At 67.2% G+C, this 20,178-nt stretch carries 24 protein-coding genes; 20 read left to right on the top strand and 4 right to left on the bottom strand.

Features of this window, described 5'->3' with window-relative positions; genetic code table 11:
- Positions 1-8: 8 nt before the first annotated feature.
- A complete protein-coding gene (locus tag ACIA49_RS19215) occupies positions 9-680 on the top strand; it encodes a DUF1707 domain-containing protein (protein ID WP_396378541.1) in 672 nt (223 codons plus the stop codon).
- Here the strand turns inward: ACIA49_RS19215 and ACIA49_RS19210 are convergent.
- Together ACIA49_RS19210 and ACIA49_RS19205 are read right to left on the bottom strand one after the other, a co-directional pair.
- The gene (locus ACIA49_RS19210; protein ID WP_396378540.1) at positions 677-1,315 is read right to left on the bottom strand and encodes a hypothetical protein; all 639 of its coding nucleotides are present in this window, start codon (positions 1,313-1,315) and stop codon (positions 677-679) included. The genes ACIA49_RS19215 and ACIA49_RS19210 overlap by 4 nt on opposite strands.
- Before the next feature lie 29 nt (positions 1,316-1,344).
- Entirely contained in the window at positions 1,345-3,003 is a 1,659-nt protein-coding gene (locus ACIA49_RS19205; RefSeq protein WP_396378539.1) for a dolichyl-phosphate-mannose--protein mannosyltransferase, read from the bottom strand.
- A 94-nt stretch (positions 3,004-3,097) separates the two neighbouring features.
- On the opposite strand from ACIA49_RS19205, the gene ACIA49_RS19200 reads away from it, so the two are divergent.
- From ACIA49_RS19200 to ACIA49_RS19135, 14 genes are all read left to right on the top strand, one after another.
- Positions 3,098-3,334 carry a hypothetical protein gene (locus ACIA49_RS19200; protein WP_396378538.1) on the top strand — a complete coding sequence of 79 codons (237 nt, stop codon included), beginning with the start codon at positions 3,098-3,100 and terminating at the stop codon, positions 3,332-3,334.
- Positions 3,331-3,750 (top strand): type II toxin-antitoxin system VapC family toxin, encoded by a 420-nt coding sequence (locus ACIA49_RS19195; RefSeq protein WP_396378537.1) that lies wholly within the window; start codon positions 3,331-3,333, stop codon positions 3,748-3,750. The genes ACIA49_RS19200 and ACIA49_RS19195 overlap by 4 nt, the downstream gene beginning before the upstream one ends.
- On the top strand, positions 3,747-4,589 hold the full coding sequence (gene rsmI / locus ACIA49_RS19190) for a 16S rRNA (cytidine(1402)-2'-O)-methyltransferase (RefSeq protein WP_396378536.1): 843 nt from the start codon (positions 3,747-3,749) through the stop codon (positions 4,587-4,589). Before ACIA49_RS19195 ends, rsmI begins: the two co-directional genes overlap by 4 nt.
- Before the next feature lie 28 nt (positions 4,590-4,617).
- Entirely contained in the window at positions 4,618-6,189 is a 1,572-nt protein-coding gene (metG, locus tag ACIA49_RS19185; RefSeq protein ID WP_396378535.1) for a methionine--tRNA ligase, read from the top strand.
- A 101-nt stretch (positions 6,190-6,290) separates the two neighbouring features.
- Positions 6,291-7,202, top strand: coding sequence for an NADP-dependent oxidoreductase (locus ACIA49_RS19180; protein ID WP_396378534.1), 912 nt, complete (start codon positions 6,291-6,293; stop codon positions 7,200-7,202).
- A 42-nt stretch (positions 7,203-7,244) separates the two neighbouring features.
- Positions 7,245-8,993: a methionine--tRNA ligase gene (gene metG, locus ACIA49_RS19175; RefSeq protein WP_396378533.1), complete on the top strand. Its 1,749-nt coding sequence runs from the start codon at positions 7,245-7,247 to the stop codon at positions 8,991-8,993.
- 46 nt (positions 8,994-9,039) lie between these two features.
- Positions 9,040-9,459, top strand: coding sequence for an SRPBCC domain-containing protein (locus ACIA49_RS19170; RefSeq protein WP_396378532.1), 420 nt, complete (start codon positions 9,040-9,042; stop codon positions 9,457-9,459).
- Between the two features lie 5 nt (positions 9,460-9,464).
- Positions 9,465-10,379, top strand: coding sequence for a TatD family hydrolase (locus tag ACIA49_RS19165; protein ID WP_396378531.1), 915 nt, complete (start codon positions 9,465-9,467; stop codon positions 10,377-10,379).
- A complete protein-coding gene (locus ACIA49_RS19160; protein WP_396378530.1) occupies positions 10,380-10,994 on the top strand; it encodes a nitroreductase family protein in 615 nt (204 codons plus the stop codon). It begins immediately after the preceding gene.
- Positions 10,995-11,210: 216 nt separating this feature from the next.
- Complete coding sequence (locus tag ACIA49_RS19155) at positions 11,211-12,326, top strand: transglycosylase family protein (RefSeq protein ID WP_396378529.1); 1,116 nt, start codon at positions 11,211-11,213, stop codon at positions 12,324-12,326.
- A gap of 26 nt (positions 12,327-12,352) precedes the next feature.
- A complete protein-coding gene (gene rsmA / locus ACIA49_RS19150) occupies positions 12,353-13,240 on the top strand; it encodes a 16S rRNA (adenine(1518)-N(6)/adenine(1519)-N(6))-dimethyltransferase RsmA (protein WP_396378528.1) in 888 nt (295 codons plus the stop codon).
- A gap of 170 nt (positions 13,241-13,410) precedes the next feature.
- Positions 13,411-14,349 (top strand): 4-(cytidine 5'-diphospho)-2-C-methyl-D-erythritol kinase, encoded by a 939-nt coding sequence (locus ACIA49_RS19145; RefSeq protein ID WP_396378527.1) that lies wholly within the window; start codon positions 13,411-13,413, stop codon positions 14,347-14,349.
- Between the two features lie 146 nt (positions 14,350-14,495).
- Positions 14,496-16,388: a GTP-binding protein gene (locus ACIA49_RS19140; RefSeq protein WP_396378526.1), complete on the top strand. Its 1,893-nt coding sequence runs from the start codon at positions 14,496-14,498 to the stop codon at positions 16,386-16,388.
- Positions 16,385-16,753 (top strand): hypothetical protein, encoded by a 369-nt coding sequence (locus ACIA49_RS19135; RefSeq protein ID WP_396378525.1) that lies wholly within the window; start codon positions 16,385-16,387, stop codon positions 16,751-16,753. Before ACIA49_RS19140 ends, ACIA49_RS19135 begins: the two co-directional genes overlap by 4 nt.
- A 338-nt stretch (positions 16,754-17,091) precedes the next feature.
- Here the strand turns inward: ACIA49_RS19135 and ACIA49_RS19130 are convergent, their stop codons facing one another.
- Complete coding sequence (locus tag ACIA49_RS19130) at positions 17,092-17,328, bottom strand: hypothetical protein (protein ID WP_396378524.1); 237 nt, start codon at positions 17,326-17,328, stop codon at positions 17,092-17,094.
- Here ACIA49_RS19130 and ACIA49_RS19125 point away from each other — a divergent pair.
- From ACIA49_RS19125 to ACIA49_RS19115, 3 genes are all read left to right on the top strand, one after another.
- Positions 17,311-17,607 (top strand): hypothetical protein, encoded by a 297-nt coding sequence (locus ACIA49_RS19125; protein WP_396378523.1) that lies wholly within the window; start codon positions 17,311-17,313, stop codon positions 17,605-17,607. The genes ACIA49_RS19130 and ACIA49_RS19125 overlap by 18 nt on opposite strands.
- Before the next feature lie 72 nt (positions 17,608-17,679).
- Positions 17,680-18,171 (top strand): DUF2199 domain-containing protein, encoded by a 492-nt coding sequence (locus ACIA49_RS19120; protein ID WP_396378522.1) that lies wholly within the window; start codon positions 17,680-17,682, stop codon positions 18,169-18,171.
- Between the two features lie 37 nt (positions 18,172-18,208).
- Positions 18,209-18,496 carry a hypothetical protein gene (locus ACIA49_RS19115; RefSeq protein ID WP_396378521.1) on the top strand — a complete coding sequence of 96 codons (288 nt, stop codon included), beginning with the start codon at positions 18,209-18,211 and terminating at the stop codon, positions 18,494-18,496.
- A 61-nt stretch (positions 18,497-18,557) separates the two neighbouring features.
- Here ACIA49_RS19115 and ACIA49_RS19110 read toward each other — a convergent pair whose 3' ends face one another.
- Positions 18,558-18,986, bottom strand: a complete 429-nt coding sequence (locus ACIA49_RS19110) for a hypothetical protein (RefSeq protein ID WP_396378520.1) — start codon at positions 18,984-18,986, stop codon at positions 18,558-18,560.
- Between the two features lie 156 nt (positions 18,987-19,142).
- Here ACIA49_RS19110 and ACIA49_RS19105 point away from each other — a divergent pair, with 156 nt between their 5' ends.
- Both ACIA49_RS19105 and ACIA49_RS19100 read left to right on the top strand, forming a co-directional pair.
- The gene (locus tag ACIA49_RS19105; protein WP_396378519.1) at positions 19,143-19,592 is read left to right on the top strand and encodes a hypothetical protein; all 450 of its coding nucleotides are present in this window, start codon (positions 19,143-19,145) and stop codon (positions 19,590-19,592) included.
- A 3-nt stretch (positions 19,593-19,595) separates the two neighbouring features.
- Positions 19,596-20,144, top strand: coding sequence for a DUF4265 domain-containing protein (locus tag ACIA49_RS19100; RefSeq protein WP_396378518.1), 549 nt, complete (start codon positions 19,596-19,598; stop codon positions 20,142-20,144).
- Positions 20,145-20,178: the final 34 nt, after the last annotated feature.

Genomic DNA, 20,178 nt, shown 5'->3' with positions numbered 1-20,178 from the left:
TCCGTCTTATGGAGAATCTGCCCGACCGCCCGAACCCGCACGCGCATCTGCGCGCGTCCGACATCGACCGCGACCAGGTCGTCGACGTCCTGCGGGACGCGCTGATGACGGGCCGGTTGACCCAGGACGAGCATGCGGAGCGGCTCGAGCAGACCCTGCAGGCACGCACGCTGGGCGAGCTCGAGCCGATCACCAGCGACCTCCTCCAGCACCCGGTGGCACCGAGCGCGCCGATGGTCCCCGCCCAGGTCGCCTCGAACAGCCCGGTCCCGATCGAGTACCCGGCCAATCCCGACGACAGCTTCACCACGATGGTCGCGATCTTCAGTGGCGTGGAGCGCAAGGGCCGCTGGCGGGTGAAGCGCCGTACCAACGCCTTCGCGGTCTTCGGCGGCCAGGACCTCGACATGACCGACGCGGTCTTCGAGGGCAAGGAAGTCACGATCTGGACGTTCGCGGTCTTCGGCGGCGTGGACATCACGGTCCCCGAGGGCGTGGCGGTTCGCAATGAAGGCGTCGGCATCTTCGGCGCGTTTGCCGCCCAGGGCAGCGACACCGAGCACCCCGACGCCCCCGTCGTCGTACTGAAAGGCCTCGCCCTCTTCGGTGGTGTCGGTGGCCAGCCGTCAGTCAAGCGTCACAAGAAGCGCTTCAAGGGACACGGCCAACTCGGCCACTAGTAAAAGATCAGCCCGGCCTCGGAGAGCGTGACCGGTGCGATGAACCAGTACGCGCTGCCTCCCTGAAGCGGCTGCAGGACCTCACACCGGTACGGCGTCTTGGTGCCGATCGTCACCACCTGAACCGCGGGTATGGCGTCGCAGCGCAGGTCCTTGCGCACGTTCGTGTCGTACCAGGTGGCGTAGACGGCGTCCCGGACCAGCACCCCTTGCAGGGGCTTGATCTCGTACACCGCCAGGTAGGTGACCCCCGGCTTGTAGTTCTTGGCGATCGTCACCTGCCACTTCACGGTCTGACCTGAGTAGGTCACCGTGCACTGCGACACCGCCCCGGCCTTCAGCTGGAACTTGGGGCAGCGTCCGGTGGTCTTCGCGGCGAAGCCGGCCAGCACCTGCGTCCGCAACTCCAGCTTGGTGACGATCTGCTGCGTGAGCGACGCGTGCTCGTCCGCCGCCGCATCGTCGAACGAGGACGGGAGCAGCTTCTGCTTCGGCTTGGTCACGACAACGGACGTGAGCGGCTTCGGTGTCGAGGCCGACGGGGTCGGAGCCGAAGGGGGAGCCGGGGCCGGCTTGTCGGTGCTGCATCCAGCCAGCGGGAGCAGGATCGCGAGAGCCATCAATACACGTCGCACGCATTGCAGCCTAGGCCGCAATGGGATCATCAGATCCAGGTCTTGAACCACATCCGGCTGAGCCAGTCGGGGTGCGGGAGGACCTTGTCGGTGAGGATCGGCCAGATGTAGGCGAAGTTCAGCACGACCAGTACGACGAACGCGCCGACCACCGCACTCCCGATCAGGCGGCGGGGAGCCGCCGTACCCTCGAGGGTTCTGGCCGGGCCGAGGATCTTGCCGAGGACCAGGGCCACCGCCATCACGGTGAACGGGATCATCGTGACGGCGTAGAAGAAGAAGATCGGTCTGTCGTCGTAGGCGAACCACGGCACCCAGCAGGTGACGAACCCGATCACCGGGATCCCGAACCGCCAGTCCCGCTGACCGATCCAGAGCACCAGCGCGGCGAGCAGGGCCAGAGCTCCGCCCCACCACAGGATCGGCGTACCGACGGCGGAGATCACCGACAGGCACTTCGTGCCGGCCGGTGGGTTGCAGCCGGGGGTGCCGGGCTGGATGTCGTTGACGGCGTCGAAGCCGATCGGGCGGGCGATGATCGGCCAGCCGGCCGGGTTCGAGGCGTAGGGGTGGGTCGCCTTCTTGATGTAGTCGCCGGTATGGAACTCGTAGACTTCCTGGTGGTAGTGCAGCAGCGACCGGAAGTCGTCCGGGACCACCTTCATGATGCCGGTGGCCGGGTTCTTCGACGCGTAGTCGTGGTCGTAGGCGTTGTCGTGCAGCAGCCAGCCGGTCCAGGTCGCGGTGTAGGTGATGCCGGCGACGAGCACGATGCTCACGAACGCCGGGATGCCGTCGATCAGCACCGACTTCACGAACGCGAACCGCGCGCCGAGGGCCCGGCGGGCCCCGAAGTCCCAGGCGAACGCCAGGATGCCGAACGCGGCCAGCACCCAGACCGCCGACCACTTCGTACCGAGCGCGAGCCCGAAGCAGATGCCGGCCAGGATCCGCCACGGCCGGATCAGCAGCCAGCGGCCGAACCTGGGGGACTCGTCCTTGGTCAACGAGTCGGCGTGCCGGCGGCGGGTCCAGTCCCGGTCGCAGACCAGGCAGGAGACCGCCGCGACCAGCCAGAACGCGAGGAACACGTCCAGCAGCGCCACCCGCGACATCACGAAGTGCAGACCGTCGACCGCGAGCAGCAGCCCGGCGATCGCCCCGATCAGCGTCGAGCGCGACATCCGCCGGACCAGTCGAACTACCAAGAGCACGGTCAGCGTGCCGAACAGCGCCGGCATGAACCGCCACCCGAACGGCGTCATCCCGAACAACTGCTCACCGGCCGCGATCATCCACTTGCCGACCTCGGGGTGCACGGTCAGGCTCGGGGTGTCCTTGAAGACGTCCAGGTTCCCGGCCAGGATCGCCTTGTCGGCGGCCCCCTCGGGGTTGTCGATGAACTGCCGCGCGTACCCGAACTTGAGCAGGCTGTACGCGTCCTTGGCGTAGTACGTCTCGTCGAAGACGAACTTCACCGGGTTGCTCAGGTTCCAGAACCGCAGGAACCCGGCCAGCACGGTGATCACCAGCGTCGCGATCCACCCGCCGTCGAAGTCCTTCGGCATCCCCGGGTACAGCCGCTCCGGCAACGACGGCAACCGCCGTCCGAGCACGTCCCTGCCCAGCGCCTCGCGCTTCTCGGCAGCGTCAGTCCCGTCCTCGATCAAGGCAGTCACGCCCGCCATGGTACGGAGCCCGGAGTCCCACCGCCTCCTCCCCTCGAACGAACGACCTGTGGATCACTGAAAACCGTCGGCAGAACCTTCTACACTCGGTGACATGAGCACGCCGAAAGAAGATCTGCTGGCACTGGTCGAGTCGATGTCGGACGACGCTGCGGCCGACCTCCTGCCGAGACTCCGCCTACTCCAGCTCGAGGCGGAGGCTGAGGCGGAGCGCACGCCGTCGACGCCCTGGCCGCCTGCTTGGGTCGGGTCGGTCGATGGGACCAGCCCCGATTTTTCGGAACGCATCGACGAGATGCTGGCTGAAGGACTTGGACACAGCCCGAAGTGATTGTCGTAGATACCGGCCCGATCGTCGCCGCCGCGCTCACGGCGGACACCAATCACCGCCGCTGTGTTGACCTGTTCGCATCGCTTCGCCTGAACAACGAGAAGTTGGTGATACCGCCCTTCGTGGTGACGGAAGTGTGCTATCTGCTGGCCAGGGCGGGCGGCTCTAAGGCGGAGATCGCTTTCGTTCGGTCACTGGCCGCCGGCGATTTCACGATCGCAGTCACGACGTCGAGCGGGCTGGACAGAATGGCTGATCTGATCGGACAGTACGCCGATCTGCCTCTGGGCTTGGCTGACGCGTCCGTGATCACGGTTGCAGAGCAACTGGAGGTTCGAGAGGTGGCAACGCTGGATCGACGCCACTTTTCTGTCGTTCGACCCAAACACGTCGACGCGTTCACGCTTCTGCCGTGACCGGGCGATTGGTGTTGGCGGGGACGCCTATTGGGGACTTCTCGGATGCTTCGCCGCGGTTGGCGCGGGTGCTGGGTACGGCGGATGTGGTGGCGGCGGAGGATACGCGGCGGCTGCGGCGGTTGACTACTGATCTGGCGATCACGCTGAGTGGGCGCGTGGTCAGCTACTTCGAGGGGAACGAGCGGGAGCGGACGCCGGAGCTGCTGGAGGCGTTGCTTGCCGGGCAGACGGTGGTTGTGGTGACGGATGCGGGGATGCCGAGCGTTTCGGATCCCGGGTACCGGTTGGTTGCGGCCGCGATCGAGGCTGAGGTGGACGTGACCGCCGTACCGGGGCCGTCGGCGGTGCTGACGGCGCTGGCGTTGAGTGGGCTGCCGGTGGACCGGTTCACGTTCGAGGGGTTCCTGCCGCGGAAGCAGGGGGAGCGGTCGAAGCGGTTGAGCGAGCTGGCGGACGAGCCGCGGACGATGGTGTTCTTCGAGGCACCGCACCGGCTGACCCAGTCGCTGGAGGCGATGGTCGAGGCGTTCGGCGCAGATCGTCGGACGGCGGTCTGCCGGGAGCTCACGAAGACGTATGAAGAGGTCAAGCGTGGTCCGGTCGCGGACCTCGTCGCCTGGTCCAAGGACGGCGTACGGGGTGAGATCACGCTGGTCGTGGCCGGCGCGAACCCGGACCGGGTGATGACCGCCGCGGATCTCGCGCGGGAGGTCGCGACCGACGAGGAGGCGGGCACACCCCGCAAGCAGGCGATCTCCGACGTGGCCAAACGCTTCAACGTGCCGAAACGGACCGTGTACGACGCCGTACTGGCTGCCCGAGACCCCGGTAAATAGGACTGGCTCGCGGCACTACCCTTAAGGCATGTCCGAGAAGGCCTATTACGTCACGACCCCGATCTACTACGTCACGGCACCGCCGCACATCGGTAGCGCCTACACGACGGTGGCCGGGGATGTCCTGACTCGCTGGCACGCGCAGCGTGGTGAGCAGAAGTGGTACCTGACGGGTACCGACGAGCACGGCGAGAAGGTGATGCGCAGCGCTGAGGCGCAGGGCATGTCACCGCAGGCGTGGACGGACAAGCTGGTCGAGGAGTCCTGGAAGCCGGCGTGGGTCGACGTCGACATCGCGTACGACGATTTCATCCGGACCACCGAGCAGCGGCACACCGAGCGGGTCCGCGAGTTCTGGCAGAAGCTTTACGACAAGGGCGACGTCTACAAGGGTGAGTACGAGGGCCTGTACTGCGTCGGCTGCGAGGAGTTCAAGCTGCCGACCGACATCCGCACCGACGAGGACGGCACCCAGCGGTGCATGATCCACGGCACCGAGCTGGAGACGGTCTCGGAGACCAACTACTTCTTCCGGCTCTCGGCGTACGGCGACAAGCTGCTCGAGCTGTACGAATCGCAGCCCGACTTCGTGGCGCCGGCGAGTGCGCGCAACGAGGTGATCGCGTTCGTCAAGCAGGGTCTGCAGGACCTGTCGATCACCCGGTCCACGTTCGACTGGGGAATCCCGGTGCCGTGGGACGAGGACCACGTCCTCTATGTCTGGATCGACGCGCTGCTGAACTACGTGACGGCCGCGGGCTACGGCACCGACCCGGAGCGGTTCGAGGAGCTGTGGCCGGTCGACGTGCACCTGGTCGGCAAGGACATCCTCCGGTTCCACGCGGTGATCTGGCCGGCGATGCTGATGGCGGCCGAGGTCGCGACGCCGAAGCAGGTCTTCGCGCACGGCTGGCTGCTGGTCGGCGGCGAGAAGATGAGCAAGTCGAAGCTGACCGCGATCGCGCCGCACGAGATCACCGACCACTTCGGCTCGGACGCCTTCCGGTACTACTTCCTGCGCACGATCCAGTTCGGTTCGGACGGCTCGTTCTCGTGGGAGCACCTGAGCGCGGTCTACACCTCCGAGCTCGCGAACGGCCTGGGCAACCTGGCCAGCCGGATCGCAGCGATGGTCGGCAAGTACTTCGACGGTGCTCTCCCCGAGGCCACGGACCACGGCCCCGCTGAGCAGGCGCTGGCCGACAAGCTCGCCCAGACGGTCGCCACGGCCGAGCAGGCGATCGAGACCCTCGCGTTCCACGACGCCCTGGCCGCGATCAACGACCTGGTCGGCGCGGTGAACGGGTACGTCTCCGAGCAGGAGCCGTGGAAGGTGGCGAAGGACGAGTCCCAGCGGGAGCGCCTCGCTACGATCCTGTACTCCGCCGCCGAGGTGCTGCGGGCGGTCGCCGTACTGCACCACCCGACGATGCCGAAGGCCGCTGTGAAGCTCTGGGAGCTGCTCGGCGCCGAGGCCAAGCTCGGTTCACTCGCCGACCAGCGCATCCAGGACAGCGGTACCTGGGGCCAGCTCCCGGCGGGCGCCGTACTGGTGAAGGGCGACGCGCTCTTCCCGCGGCTGACCGAGACGGACGCGTAACAAACTTCTTCGGCCCGGTGGGAATAGGTCCTCTGCGGTGACGGTTGATGCTTCAAGTACCACAAACTTGAAGCATCAACTTATCTCCAGCGGAGGCTCTCATGCAGGCGGTTGTTTTCGAGGAGTTCGGCGGACCCGAGGTCCTGACGGTCAGCGACGTACCGGAGCCGCAGGCCGGCGCCGGTCAGGTACGGATCAAGGTCCACGCGGCCGGCGTGAACCCGATGGACTGGAAGATCCGCCGCGGCTACCTGCAGGGGACGTTCGACGTGACCTTCCCGGCGACGCCGGGTGTCGAGGTCGCGGGTGTGGTCGACCAGGCCGGTGAGGGTGCCGACTTCGCGGTCGGTGACGAGGTGGTCGGCTGGGCCGCCACGGGCTCGTACGCCGAGTACGCGATCGCCGGCAACGTGACGCGGAAGCCCGCGGGCGTGACCTGGGCGCAGGCCGTCGGCCTCCCGGTCGCCGGTGAGACCTCGCAGCGCGTTCTCGACCTGCTCGGCGTGAAGTCCGGCGAGACGCTCCTGATCCACGGTGCCGCGGGTGCCGTCGGCTCGGTCGCCGTCCAGCTTGCCGTCGCCGCCGGCCTGACCGTCATCGGTACGGCGTCCGCCGGTAACCACGACTTCGTCCGCTCGCTCGGCGCGACGCCGGTCGAGTACGGCGATGGTCTGGTCGACCGTGTTCGCGCCGCGGCCCCGCAGGGTGTCGACGCAGCCTTCGACACTGCCGGCAAGGGCGGGCTGAAGGAGTCGATCGAGCTCATCGGCGGTCCCGAGCGGGTCGCTACGATCGCCGACTTCGGTGCCGCTGAGCTCGGTGTCGCGGTCTCCAGCGGCGGTGACACGGACCCGGCCCAGGTGCGCGCCGGTCTCGATGCCCAACTCGCCGCGGCGGCCGAGGGCAAGCTCACGGTGCGCGTGGCGGAGACCTTCGGGTTCGCCGACGCGGCCAAGGCGCAGGAGATCAGCGAGGGCGGCCACGCCCAGGGCAAGCTGATCGTCCAGCCGTAATTCTCTGGTCCCGCGGCCGACTGTGTCCCTACAGTCGGCCGCATGACCAATGTTCTGTCTGCTGTTGCCTGGCCGTATGCCAACGGCCCTCGGCATATCGGCCATGTCTCCGGGTTCGGTGTGCCCTCCGACGTGTTCAGCCGGTACTCGCGGATGGCCGGTCATGACGTGCTGATGGTGTCCGGGACGGACGAGCACGGGACGCCGATCCTCGTGCAGGCCGAGCAGGAAGGCGTCAGCCCGCGGGAGCTCGCGGACCGGTACAACCGGGTCATCGTCGAGGACCTGCACGGGCTCGGGTTGTCCTACGACCTGTTCACCCGGACCACCACCCGGAACCACTACGCCGTTGCCCAGGAACTGTTCAAAGCCGTTTACCGCAACGGATATCTCGTCCCGCGCACCACGCAGGGCGCCATCTCGCCGTCCACCGGACGGACGCTGCCGGACCGCTATATCGAGGGCACCTGCCCGATCTGCGGGTACGACGGTGCGCGGGGTGACCAGTGCGACAACTGCGGCAACCAGTTGGACGCGATCGACCTGCGCAACCCGCGCAGCCGGATCAACGGCGAGACGCCGCTGTTCGTCGAGACCGAGCATCTGTTCCTGGATCTGCCCGCGTTGGCCGATCAGCTGGGCGGTTGGCTGCAGGGCCGGACCGGTTGGCGGCCGAACGTGCTGAAGTTCGCGCTGAACCTGTTGGACGACGTCCGGCCGCGGGCGATGACTCGCGATATCGACTGGGGTATCCCGGTGCCGCTGCCGGGGTGGGACGGCAAGCGGTTGTACGTCTGGTTCGACGCGGTCATCGGGTATCTGTCGGCCAGCATCGAGTGGGCCCGGCGTACCGGTGATCCGGACGCTTGGCGGCGCTGGTGGTGCGATCCGTCGGCGGAGTCGTACTACTTCATGGGCAAGGACAACATCACCTTCCACGCCCAGATCTGGCCGGCCGAGCTGCTCGCTCACAACGCTGCGCCGGGTTCGTACGGCGTACTGAATCTGCCTTCCGAGGTGGTGAGCAGTGAGTTCCTCACGCAGGAGGGGCGGAAGTTCTCGTCGTCGCGGTCGGTGGTGATCTACGTCCGGGATGTGCTGGAGCGGTATGGGCCCGATCCGTTGCGGTACTTCCTGTCGATCGCGGGGCCGGAGACTCAGGACACGGACTTCACCTGGTCCGAGTTCGTACGGCGGAACAACGACGAGCTGGTCGGGACCTGGGGGAACCTGGTCAATCGCACCGCCTCGATGATCGCGCGCGGGTTCGGCGCTCTCCCGGCGGCCGGGGAGCTGACGGTCACCGACCGGGAATTGCTTGCCAAGAGCAACGAGGCGTTCGGGGTGGTCGGGGAGCTGCTGCGGCAGCATCGGATCAAGCAGGCGCTGGGGACGGCGATGGGGAACGCGGCCGAGGCCAATCAGTACCTCTCGCAGCAGGCGCCGTGGAAGGAATCGGACCCGGCGCGTCGCGGCACGGTGCTGCACGTCGCGGCGCAGGTCGTCGCGGACACGAACCGCCTGCTGGCGCCCTTCCTCCCGCACTCGGCTGAGCAGGTCCACTCGGCGCTGGGCGGTACGGGCCGGTTTGCTCCGGCGCCTTCGGTGCAGGAGGTCGACGACCTCGACGGCGGACCGGCGTACCCGATCATCACCGGCGACTACACCGCCCAGCCCCGCTGGGCCTCGGTGCCGATCGTCCCCGGTACGCCGGTCGTAACGCCCACCCCGATCTTCACCAAGCTCGCGCCGTCCGTCGTCGACGAGGAGCTCGCGCGATTGGGCGATTGACGCGTTTGTACAAGCGGGACCGGGGTTGTCGTCGTACGGTCGGGCTATGACTGACTATCTGGCGCGTGCCGAGATCGACATCAAGGCGACTCCGGACCAGGTCTGGGAGGTCCTGACCGACCCGGGGCAGCTGAAGGAGCTGTGGTTCGGGGCAGCCGTGGAGACGGACTGGTCCGTGGGGAGCCCGATCACCTGGAACGGGGAGTGGGAGGGCAAGCCGTACCAGGACAAGGGGGAGATCCTCGAGATCGACCCGCCCCGGCTGCTCCGGTTCACGCACTTCAGCCCGCTGACCGGGCAGGACGACGTACCGGAGAACTACCACACGCTGACCTGGACCCTGACCGGCTCGACGCACCTGACGCTGACCCAGGACAACAACGCCAGCGCCGAAGAGGCCGAACACTCCACCGGCATGTGGACCGAACTGCTCGGCAAGGTGAAAGACGCCGCCGAAGTAATCTAGGCCGCATGGGTTCAGATGGTGTGGAGGTCGAACGGCCGACGCGGGAGCGGGCGGCGATCGGTGAGGACGGGCGGTCGCGGGACCGGACCAGGCCGGCGGTACCGGATCCGTTGCCGATGAGTGTGGTCGACGCCCACTGCCATCTGGATATCGCGGACGGTGAGGACGGGGCCTGGCTGAGCCCGGCCGAGGCGATCAAGCTGGCCGCGTCGGTCGGTGTCACGCGGATCGTGCAGGTCGGGTGCGACCTGCCCGGGTCCGCGTGGGCGGTCGAGGCGGCGACTCAGTACCCGAATCTGATCGCCGGTGTCTCGCTGCACCCGAACGAGGCACCGAAGCTCAAGGCGGCCGGTGAGCTCGACAGCGCGCTCGCCGAGATCGAGCGGCTGGCGCAGAGTTCACCGAAGGTCCGGGTGATCGGCGAGACCGGTCTCGACTACTTCCGGACCGGCGAGGACGGGCGCGACGCGCAGCACGAATCGTTCGCCGCGCACATCGAGCTGGCCAAGCGGCTCGACAAGACGCTGATGATCCACGACCGCGACGCGCACGACGACATCCTGAAGATCCTCGACCGCGAGGGGGTCCCGGATCGCCTTGTCATGCACTGTTTTTCGGGTGATACCGAGTTCGCGCGCGAGTGTGTGAACCGTGGCGCGTTCCTGAGTTTCGCCGGCGTGGTCACCTTCAAGAACGCCAACTCGCTGCGCAACGCGCTGGCCGTGACACCGCTCGACCGCGTGCTCGTCGAGACGGATGCGCCGTACCTGACGCCGTCTCCGCATCGCGGGCAGCCGAACGCGTCGTACCTGATCCCGCACACGGTCCGGAAGATGGCCGGCACCCTGAACATCTCGGTCGCCGAGCTGTGCGAGGCACTCAACAAGAACGCCGACCGTGCGTTCGGGGGGACCTGGTAGATGGAGTTCAGCGAGGTGGTCCGGCGGCGCCGGATGGTGCGCAACTACGACGCCGACCGGCCGGTCCCGGACGAGATCCGCGAGCGGATCCTGGAAAACGGTCTCCGGGCCCCTTCCGGCGGGTTCACCCAGGGCTGGGCGTTCCTCACGCTGGAGGGTGACGACCGGGAGCGGTACTGGAAGATCGCGGCCGCGAACCCCGACGAGAAGTATGTGGAATGGATCACAGGACTGCGCCGGGCGCCGCTGCTGATTCTGGCCTTCGCGCACAAGGACGCGTACCTCGATCGGTACACCGAATCGGACAAGGGCTGGACCGACCGCGACGAGGCCCACTGGACCGCGCCGTACTGGTACGTCGACACCGGGATGGCGTCGCTGCTGATGCTGCAGACAGTGGTCGACGAAGGCTTGGGAGCCTGCTTTTTCGGCCCGCCGGCGGAGAAGGTCACGGCCCTGCTGGCCGAGTTCGGCGTACCGGCCGGGTTCGAGCTGGTGGGCCTGATGTCGGTCGGCTACCGGGCCCCGGACAAGCGGTCCCCGTCGCTCAAAAGAGGGCGTCGTACGACGGCCGAAGTGGTGCACCGCGGACACTGGGGTCAACACAGCGTGTAGTGGGGCCATTACACCTTTTGGCGACTCGCCGACCAGAGGATTGGCATTGTCGCGACTTCTTCGTTATGGTCCCGTGATGTTGGCCGGGATCGGGGAAGATGCCGGACAGCACGCCCCTCGGCGTCGATCAAGGTCGCCGGACCACCAGTCCGGAGTCTGTGACCGGTGCCTGTGCTGTCCCACCTCGTGCCCGGGTAGCCCTACCTGGGAGCTTTAGTGCGTAAGTCGATCATCGCTGCTGTCGGACTGACAGCCGCGATCGCCGTCGTGGGTGGTTCCGTGGCCTACGCCACGAAGAGCAAGACGGTCAGCCTCTCCATCGACGGTCAGGTGCAGAAGGTCCACACCTTCGGCTCCACCGTCTCCGACGCCCTCAAGGCCGAAAAAGTTCAGGTCGGTGACCACGACGTGGTCGCGCCGTCCATGGACTCGAAGCTGCAGGACGGTCAGGAGATCGCGGTGCAGTACGGCCGCCAGCTGACTGTGAACGCCGACGGCGTCAAGAAGGCCTTCTGGACGACGGCCGACACCGTCTCCGAGGCACTCGCCGATCTGGGTCTGCGCTACGACAGTTCGGCCTTCTTCTCCACCAGCCGCAGCGCGCCGCTCGGGCGCGAGGGGCTGGACCTGGTCGTGAAGACCCCGAAGACCGTCTCGATCGTCCGGCAGGGCAAGGCCGTCACCTCCAAGCTGATGGTCTCGACCGTCGGTGAGGCCCTGACCGCCGCGAAGATCGCGTGGGACAAGGACGACAAGATCACCCCGGCTCCGGCCTCCGTGCTGAAGCAGGGCGCCGTGAACACGATCGGCTTCGTCAAGGTCGACCTCAAGCAGGTCACCCGGACCGAGAAGGTCGCCTTCGGCAGTGACAAGACCGAGTCGGCCACGATGCTCGAGGGCACCAAGAAGGTCACCGCCCCGGGCAAGAGCGGCTCCAAGAGCGTCACCTACCTGTACACGTACCTGGACGGAAAGCTGAGCGCCACCAAGGTTGTGACCAGCAAGGTGCTGACCGAGGCTGTCGACGAAGAGGTCACTGTCGGCACCAAGGCCAAGCCTGAGGCCCCCGAGCCGCCCGCGAGCAGTAACGGCGGCGCCTGGGACCGGATCGCGGCATGTGAGTCCGGTGGCAACTGGGCCGCCAACACCGGCAACGGGTACTACGGTGGTCTGCAGTTCAGCAGCGGCACCTGGGCCGCCTACGGTGGCCACGCGTATGCGCCGAACGCCCACCTGGCGAGCAAGGCCCAGCAGATCGCGATCGCCGAGAAGGTCCGCGCAGCGCGCGGCGGTAGCTACAGTGACTGGCCGGTCTGTGGCAAGAAGGCCTGACGGTTGTTGTCTGCAAGACTGACGAGGTGACCTCGTCTGATTCATCCACCTCAGCCGGACCGAGACTCCTCGGTCCGGCTGAAGTGCGTTCACTGGCCGCCGCGCTCGGCGTCCGCCCGACCAAGCAGCGCGGCCAGAACTTCGTGATCGACCCGAACACGGTCCGCCGGATCGTGCGCGCCGCGGAGCTGTCCGACGGCGAGACCGTGCTGGAGGTCGGCCCGGGGCTCGGGTCGCTGACGCTGGCACTGCTTGCCGAGGGCCACCGAGTCACCGCGGTCGAGATCGACCACGTGCTGGCGACCGCACTCCCGGACACGATCGCGACGTACGTGCCTGATCAGGCGGCCGCGTTCACGGTGGTCGAGGCGGACGCGATGACAGTCACCGCCGACCAGATCGGCGAACCGACGGCTTGTGTGGCGAACCTTCCGTACAACGTCGCCGTACCGGTCCTGCTGCACCTCCTGCGCGTCTCACCGTCGCTGCAGCACGGGCTGGTGATGGTCCAGTCCGAGGTGGCCGACCGGCTGGCGGCCGGGCCCGGTTCGCGCACGTACGGCGTACCGTCCGCCAAAGCCGCCTGGTACGCCGACGTCCGACGCGCCGGACCGGTCGGGCGGAACGTGTTCTGGCCGGCTCCGAACGTCGATTCCGGGCTCGTCGCCTTCTCGCGGCGCGAACCTCCGGCCACCGAGGCATCGCGCGAAGAGGTGTTCGCGGTGATCGAGGGAGCGTTCTCGCAGCGCCGCAAGACCGTCCGCTCGGCGCTCGCCCGCTGGATGCCGGACCGCGCCCAGCTCGACGAGGTGTTCCGCATCACAGGCATCGACCCGGGACTCCGTGGCGAGATGCTGGGAATCGCCGAGTTCGCCGCCCTCGCAGGCGCAGCTCACTCCGTATCACCTGCCTGAGGCCAAGTGCCTCATCAAGGGCAGCTGGCACCCCTGGCGGCGCCCCAGACGCCCGCTGGCTGCGTTGTCGTCGTCGCGCAATGCTCCGCATTGCTCTCCTCCTCCGCCTTGCCAACGAACGACTGGAACACCGCCAATGGCACCATCCGCCCTCGATGAGGCACTAGCCTGTGCCCGTGTCCCCTTCTGCTGAGGTGACGGTGCGGGCGCCGGCCAAGATCAACCTGGGTCTGTCGGTCGGTCCGCCGTTGCCGGACGGCTTCCACCCGGTGGCCACGGTCTACCAGGCCGTTGCCCTGTACGACGACGTGACCGCCGTACTGCGGGACGACGACCCGGCGATCTCGGTCGAGGTCGTCGGTGACTTCGCGGCCGAGGTCCCGACCGACGACACCAACCTCGCGGTCCGGGCGGCCCGCCTGCTGCAGGCCGAGTACGACGTTGAGGAAGGCGTCGACCTCACCATCCGGAAGACCATCCCGGTCGCCGGTGGGATGGCCGGCGGCTCGACCGACGCCGCGGCGACGCTGGTCGCGTGCAACCGGCTGTGGGGGCTGCAGCTCTCCCAGACCGAGTTGCAAGGACATGCCGCCGAGCTGGGCAGCGACGTACCGTTCTGCCTCGTCGGCCACACCGCCCTCGGCCGTGGCCGCGGCGAGCAGGTCACCGAGGTCATGTCGCGCGGCGTCTTCCACTGGGTCTTCGCGATCGCCGACGGCGGCCTCTCGACCCCTGCGGTCTACCAGGAGCTCGACCGCCTCCGCCCGCTCCGCCGAGTCGAACCACCACAGGTCCGCCCCGAACTGATGTCCGCCCTGCTCTCCGGCCGCCCCGAGGCGCTGGCCATTGCCCTCAGCAACGACCTCCAGGCCGCGGCCCTCTCACTGCGCCCCGAACTCGGCGAAACCCTCCAGTTCGGCCTCGACCAAGGCGCCCTCGCCGCCATGATCTCCGGCTCCGGCCCCACCTGCCTCTTCCTCGCCGCCGACTCCCGCTCTGCCGTCGACCTGGCCGTCGAACTCTCCGAGTCCGGCCTCTGCCGCATGGTCCGCCAAGCCGAAGCTCCCGTCCCCGGCGCCCGAATCCTCCCCACCTCCGTCTCCCGCTGAAATTCGGTCGCGGTCCGCCGCGGCCGGTGCTAGCTTGCTGATGACCCATCGGACGGAGAAGGAGAACGGCATGCGGTGCTCAGTGATCTGCCTGACCAGGACAGTTCACTTCGAAGCATTCGCGAGGACCGTTGAACTCTTTGACGATGGGTATCGTGGCGCATGTCGACGCCGGTAAGACCAGCCTGACCGAGCGGCTCCTGTACGCCGCCGGCATCATCGACCACGTCGGCCGGGTCGACGACGGCAACACCCAGACCGACTCCATGGACCTGGAACGCCGCCGCGGCATCACCATCCGCAGCGCCGTGGTCTCGTTCACCCTGGGCGACCTCCCGGTCAACCTGATCGACACCCCCGGCCACTCCGACTTCATCGCCGAGGTCGAACGGGCGCTCTCCGTGCTGGACGGCGCCGTACTGGTGCTGTCCGCGGTCGAGGGCGTCCAGGCCCAGACCCGCCTGCTGATGCGTACGTTGACGCGCCTGCGGATCCCGACGCTGCTCTTCGTGAACAAGATCGACCGCGTCGGTGCCCGCTACGACTCTCTCCTCGCTGACATCCACCGGCTGCTCACCCCAGACGCCTTGCCGATGTGTGCGGTAAGCGATCTGGGCACCCGGGCCGCTGCTGTTGACGCTCTCCCCTCCGACTTCGGTGAATTCCTTGCTGAGCGCAACGACAGCTTTCTGCGGCGTTATCTGGAGGATGATCTGCAGCCTGCGGATCACTCGCGCGAACTCCGTCGTCAGGTCGCCTTGGGTCGTGCTCACCCGGTGTACTTCGGTTCCGCGATGACCGGCATCGGGGTACCGGAACTCATTTCGGGTATTCGATCCTGGTTGCCGGTGGCAACCGCTGCCTCTGGGGATCCCTTGCGAGCCAAGGTTTTCAAGGTCGAGCGGGGTCCCGCCGGTCAGAAGCTCGCCTCGGCCCGCATCTTCGCCGGCACCCTCACCGCCCGTTCGCCCGTCGACGTCCATCCCGCCGACGGACCGGCGTACCAGATCCGTCCGAGTGCGATCGACCTGTACGACGACGGCTCCCGTCGTACCGTCTCGTCGGCGGAAGCGGGTCAGATCGTGGCGCTGCGCGGTCTGAAGGACATCCGGATCGGCGACCAACTCGGCGTACCGGCTGATGCTGTGGGCAACCTCTTCGCGCGACCCACCCTGGAGACCGTCGTCACCGCTCGCGACCGTGTCAAGCTCTTCCAGGCCCTCACCCAACTCGCCGAGCAGGACCCGCTCATCCAGGTCCACCAGGCCGCGGACATCACCGTCCGCCTGTACGGCGAGGTTCAGAAGGAGGTCATCGCGTCACTGCTGGAGACCGAGTACGGCCTCGACGTGACCTTCAGCCAGACCAGTCCCATCTACATCGAACGCCTCAACGGCACCGGTACCTCCCACCGCGACATCAGTGCCCCCGGCAACCATTGGGCCGCCGGCCTGGGCTTCCGCGTCGCACCCCACGACGAAGGCGTCGACTACCGCCTGGCGGTCGAACTCGGCGGCCTCCCACGCGCCTTCCACACCGCCATCGAGGAAACGGTCCGCCAAACCCTCGCCCAGGGCCTCTACGGCTGGGAGATCCCCAACATCCGCGTAGACCTCACCCACACCGCCTACTTCAGCCCCGTCACCACAGCCGCCGACTTCCGCCGCCTGGTCCCGCCCCTACTGCTCCAGGCGATCGCCGCGGCCGACACCACAGTCCTAGAACCCATCAACCACTTCGACCTCGACATCCCCGCCGACTCCCTCTCCCGAGTCCTGGCCCTCCTCGCCGAAAACCACGGCACCCTCACCTCCACAGCCCTCACCCCAACCTCAGCCCACCTCCAAGGCACCCTCCCCGCCGCCACCACCCACACCTTCGAGTCCCACCTCCCCACCCAAACCCACGGCGAAGCCCTCCTCACCACCACCTCCACCACCCACGCCCCCACCCCAACCCCCTACCCCGCCCGCCCCCGCACCGACGGCAACCCCCTCAACGAAAACGAATACCTAACCCACCTCAACGGAGCCCGATGACTACCGGCTGGACCTATGAGACGCCGTACCACGTCTTCACCGACCCGGCCTTTGTCCTGCGCCTGCTGCTCGGTTCGGACGAACGCCTCGACGAGGTGTGCAACGTCGACGCGTTCATCGAGGTCCCCGGCAAAGGCACCTGGACCGCAACCGTCTTCACCCTCGACGAAGTCCGTCGCCTGATGGACCGCTGGCGCACCACCGGCGAGTACGCCAGCGGTGCCTACTTCGTCGGAGTGGACGACCTCATCATCCGCGAACCAGGTGCGGATTCGGTCGTTGCCGCCGTACGGGATCTCGTAGCGAAGGACTCGTACGATCTGTTCCTGATCAAGTGTGACGAGGAGGAACCCGACGATGGCTGACCCGTGGCAGCAGCTGACTGAGCGCGCCGGCATGCCCACCGCGGACATCTCCGACGAACACGTGCGCTGGCGGATCTACCAGCGCACGATCCTCGACGCCGATCGAGACCTCCTTCGCGAGGTCATCAGGGCTGAGCCCGACCCAAACCTCGCGGTATCGATGGGTCCTAGCAGCCCTCGATCACCACTGGAGAGACGGTCGCGCTTGGGTCGACATCCTGCCGCCGAAGTTCCGCGCGCTTCCCAACCAGCGTCTCGCCGACCTGGAAACTCTTGAGCCCTTCGAGGTCCTTCCACATCACGCGGCGATCGACGCTCTCCCGTCCTGGACCGACTGGCTACAGCGCCGCGTCGTCGTCGCCACTTTCGAACCCGTCGTCCTCCAGGCCCTCGTCAGCCACGCCCGAACCCGCCGAGTCCGGACCACGGCCGCCGAACGGCTGATCGCCGTACAGGCCACTCATGACGACCCTCTCGTCGCCCTCCGGGCTCTGCTCAGAGCCATCCGGCAGACCCACCACGAGACCACGGTCGACGCCACCGTCCTCGAAACCGGCATGGACCTGGCGCTCCACCTGATCCACCAACACCCCACGCATCGCCCGCGGTTCGAGTCCGTCCTCATCTCCCTCCTCAACCCCATCAAGGGCGGTACGACCGAACTCATCACCTATCTGATGCACGACCTGCGCTGGTCCGTCGTACAAAATGCCATCGCCCGCCACCTCGCAACCCCCGCCAACGTCAGCTACCCCCGCCAGTACGCAGCAATGCTCGACGCCTTCACAGACACCTGGCGCGATCGCGACATGTATCGCCGCTACAACCCGGACCGGGGCGCGCATACCCACTGACGAGGCAGCCGCGTACCAGTGCCTGGGTTACGGAGCTGGCCTTCGGGCAGCCGGTTGGGAGAGAGTGTGGGTATGGCGGGGGAGATGTGTAGTTGTGGGCGGCCGATCGACGAGGCGCATCGTAATTTGCGGTTCACGCTGCCGGATCCGGTGGTGGAGTTGCCGGAGGGGGAGCGGACGCCGGGGACTTGGATGAGTCATGGGACGGCGCGGGAGTCCGTGATGATGCAGGTGCCTGGGGCGGGCCCGTTTGTGCGGGCGCTGCTCCGGATCCAGTTGGAACACGAACACACGCTTACGTACGGCGTTTGGCTGGCTGTTCGTCCGGATGACTTGCAGCGGACGTTCGCGGTCTGGTGGGAACCCGAGTACGCCGACCTCCGGCTGGACGGTCTCTTGGCCAACGCGATCCACCCCTGGGGGCTGTTCGGCGTACCGGTGACTGCGACAGTGCGTGACCCGGACGAGACGCCGTACCTGACCGAATCGCCGGATCCCGTGATGAGCCGTGTGCTCGCAGATACGTGGACCCACGACGACGTGAGGCTTTCGGGTGACGTCTAGACGATGGCTGCTTGAGCAGCTGGAGGTGCGTCCGAGGATGGCCGGAGTCGACGGGTCGTTCGTCATGTACGCCGCCTTCTTCCGAGGCTGGCAGTACGGCGGGGACGCGGACTGGCTGCGGGACTTCCAGCGCTGGTTGGCCGATGGGATGGGTACTGGCTGGAACCTGGGCTGGGAGGCGCTGATCCTGCGGATCGCCCTCCCGGATCGGCCGGGCACCTGGTCTGTTTCGGCGGAACGCGGTGCCGCGGAGGAAGCGGTGGTGCTACGGGTTCTCTTCGAGAAGCTGCGGGAGTTCGACGCGGAGTTTCCGGAAGAGGCGTGAGGTGCCTGGAACGCAGGCAGCGCCCGGCGTCTGTGGGGGACGGCGGGCGCTGCGGGTGGGATCACTTCTTGGTGATCTCGAGGTACTGCTGCTTGGTGACGAGGCCGGCGACGGCGACGCGGAAGTAGTTCTTGCCGATGCGGGAGGTCTGGACGTAGACCGAGTAGGTGCCCTTGGAGGTGACCTTGGTGGTCGCGGGGAAGTTGACCCACTTCTTGCCGTCGAGGCGCTGGACCTGGACCGTGGTGTTCTTGGCGATGCCGGTGGTCTTGCCGAAGTAGCGGACCTTGGCGTTGGCCGGGACGATCCAGTCGGAGGCGTCGATGGTGACGGTCTTCTTGACCGCGGCGGTGGAGGCGGCGACGGTGGTGGTCTTGACATCAGCGCTGGCGGACGTGGCGCCGACGATCCCGACAACCGCGCCGGCGGCGAGACCGAGGCCCGCGGCGGTAGCAGCGACCCGGCGAACCAACTGAGAACGAACGTGCATGGTAGTGATTTCCCCTCGTATGCAAGGGCTCCCAGTGAGCCCGCCGCACAGATAGACGCCGCCATTCCCCATTTGGTTGGATCACAGCCACATCACAAAAATCCAGTACGACGACGCCCACAGGTCGATGCCCTGGGCAACCTGACAGGAGGTTCGGTGAACGCTGAGGATGTTGCTGGGTTGCTGATGGGATCGGGGGGTACGTCGGTGACGCGCACGCTGGACATGGGCGAGGTCGGGTTTCGTCGGGCTGACGGCGCCGAGGTGTCGCTTCATCTGCAGTGTCCGTTCCGGGTTCTGCACGCCGGTACGACGGTCCTGGGGTCGGCCGATATGCAATACCCGGAGACGGGTGACCGGGCGGCGGCGTTCGCTCAGTACACGACGGTCTTCGATGCTCGGGCGAAGGTGCTGACGGGGATCCTGGAGGCGAGGTCGCCTGAGGTTCTGGAAGTTGAGCTGGGGACCGCGGGACGCCTGGATGTACGGCTGGAGGGCGACTTGGAGATTGAGGTTTTCCCGGACTGTTCTGGTGTTGTCGAGGCATGGCGGGTCTTCAGACGCGGTGGAGGGCCACACCTGGGCTATCCGGCAGGAGCGTTGTAGACGATGCGGATCACGGTGCATGGCGAGCCGGTGTTGCGAGGGGAGACGGACTGGGTGGCGCGGATTGCGTTGGGGCCGTTCGGGTTTGAGGGGGAGTGGGAGCAGGTGTGGCTTCGGCGGATGGAGGGGGATCTGGCGGAGGTGTGCTGTGTGCCGCTTCGGGCGTACGGGGTTGGTTTGCGGGATGTGGTTCGGCTGTGTGCGGATGGTTCGACGGTGGTCGAGGTGGTGGAGCGGTCGGGGCGCCATGTCTTTCGGGCGCTGCTGGTGGATGAGCGGGACGAGGACGTGGCGGAGATTGCTGCGGAGGTCGATGCGATCTGTGCGCGGACCGGGCTACTCCTGGAATGGACTAACGGTCGTCTGGTGGCGATCGACATCCCGCCCGACGCTGACGCGACCGACGTCCTGAACTACTTGTCCGAGTGCGCGCAGGCTGGCCGGTTGGAATGGGAGTGGAGCGACATGGTGCCCTTCGAGGCGCCGCCAGGGGAGAGACGGCGGAGGTCACGTTCCTTCGTGAGGTGGTTGGGGCGTTTCGGCAGGAGCTGATCGGCGGGGTTTGGGGGTCGGATAGGGTGGGGCG

The sequence above is a fragment of the Kribbella sp. NPDC051587 genome, from assembly GCF_044453945.1.
Taxonomy (GTDB): domain Bacteria; phylum Actinomycetota; class Actinomycetes; order Propionibacteriales; family Kribbellaceae; genus Kribbella.
This window is presented reverse-complemented; position numbering and strand designations above follow the sequence as displayed.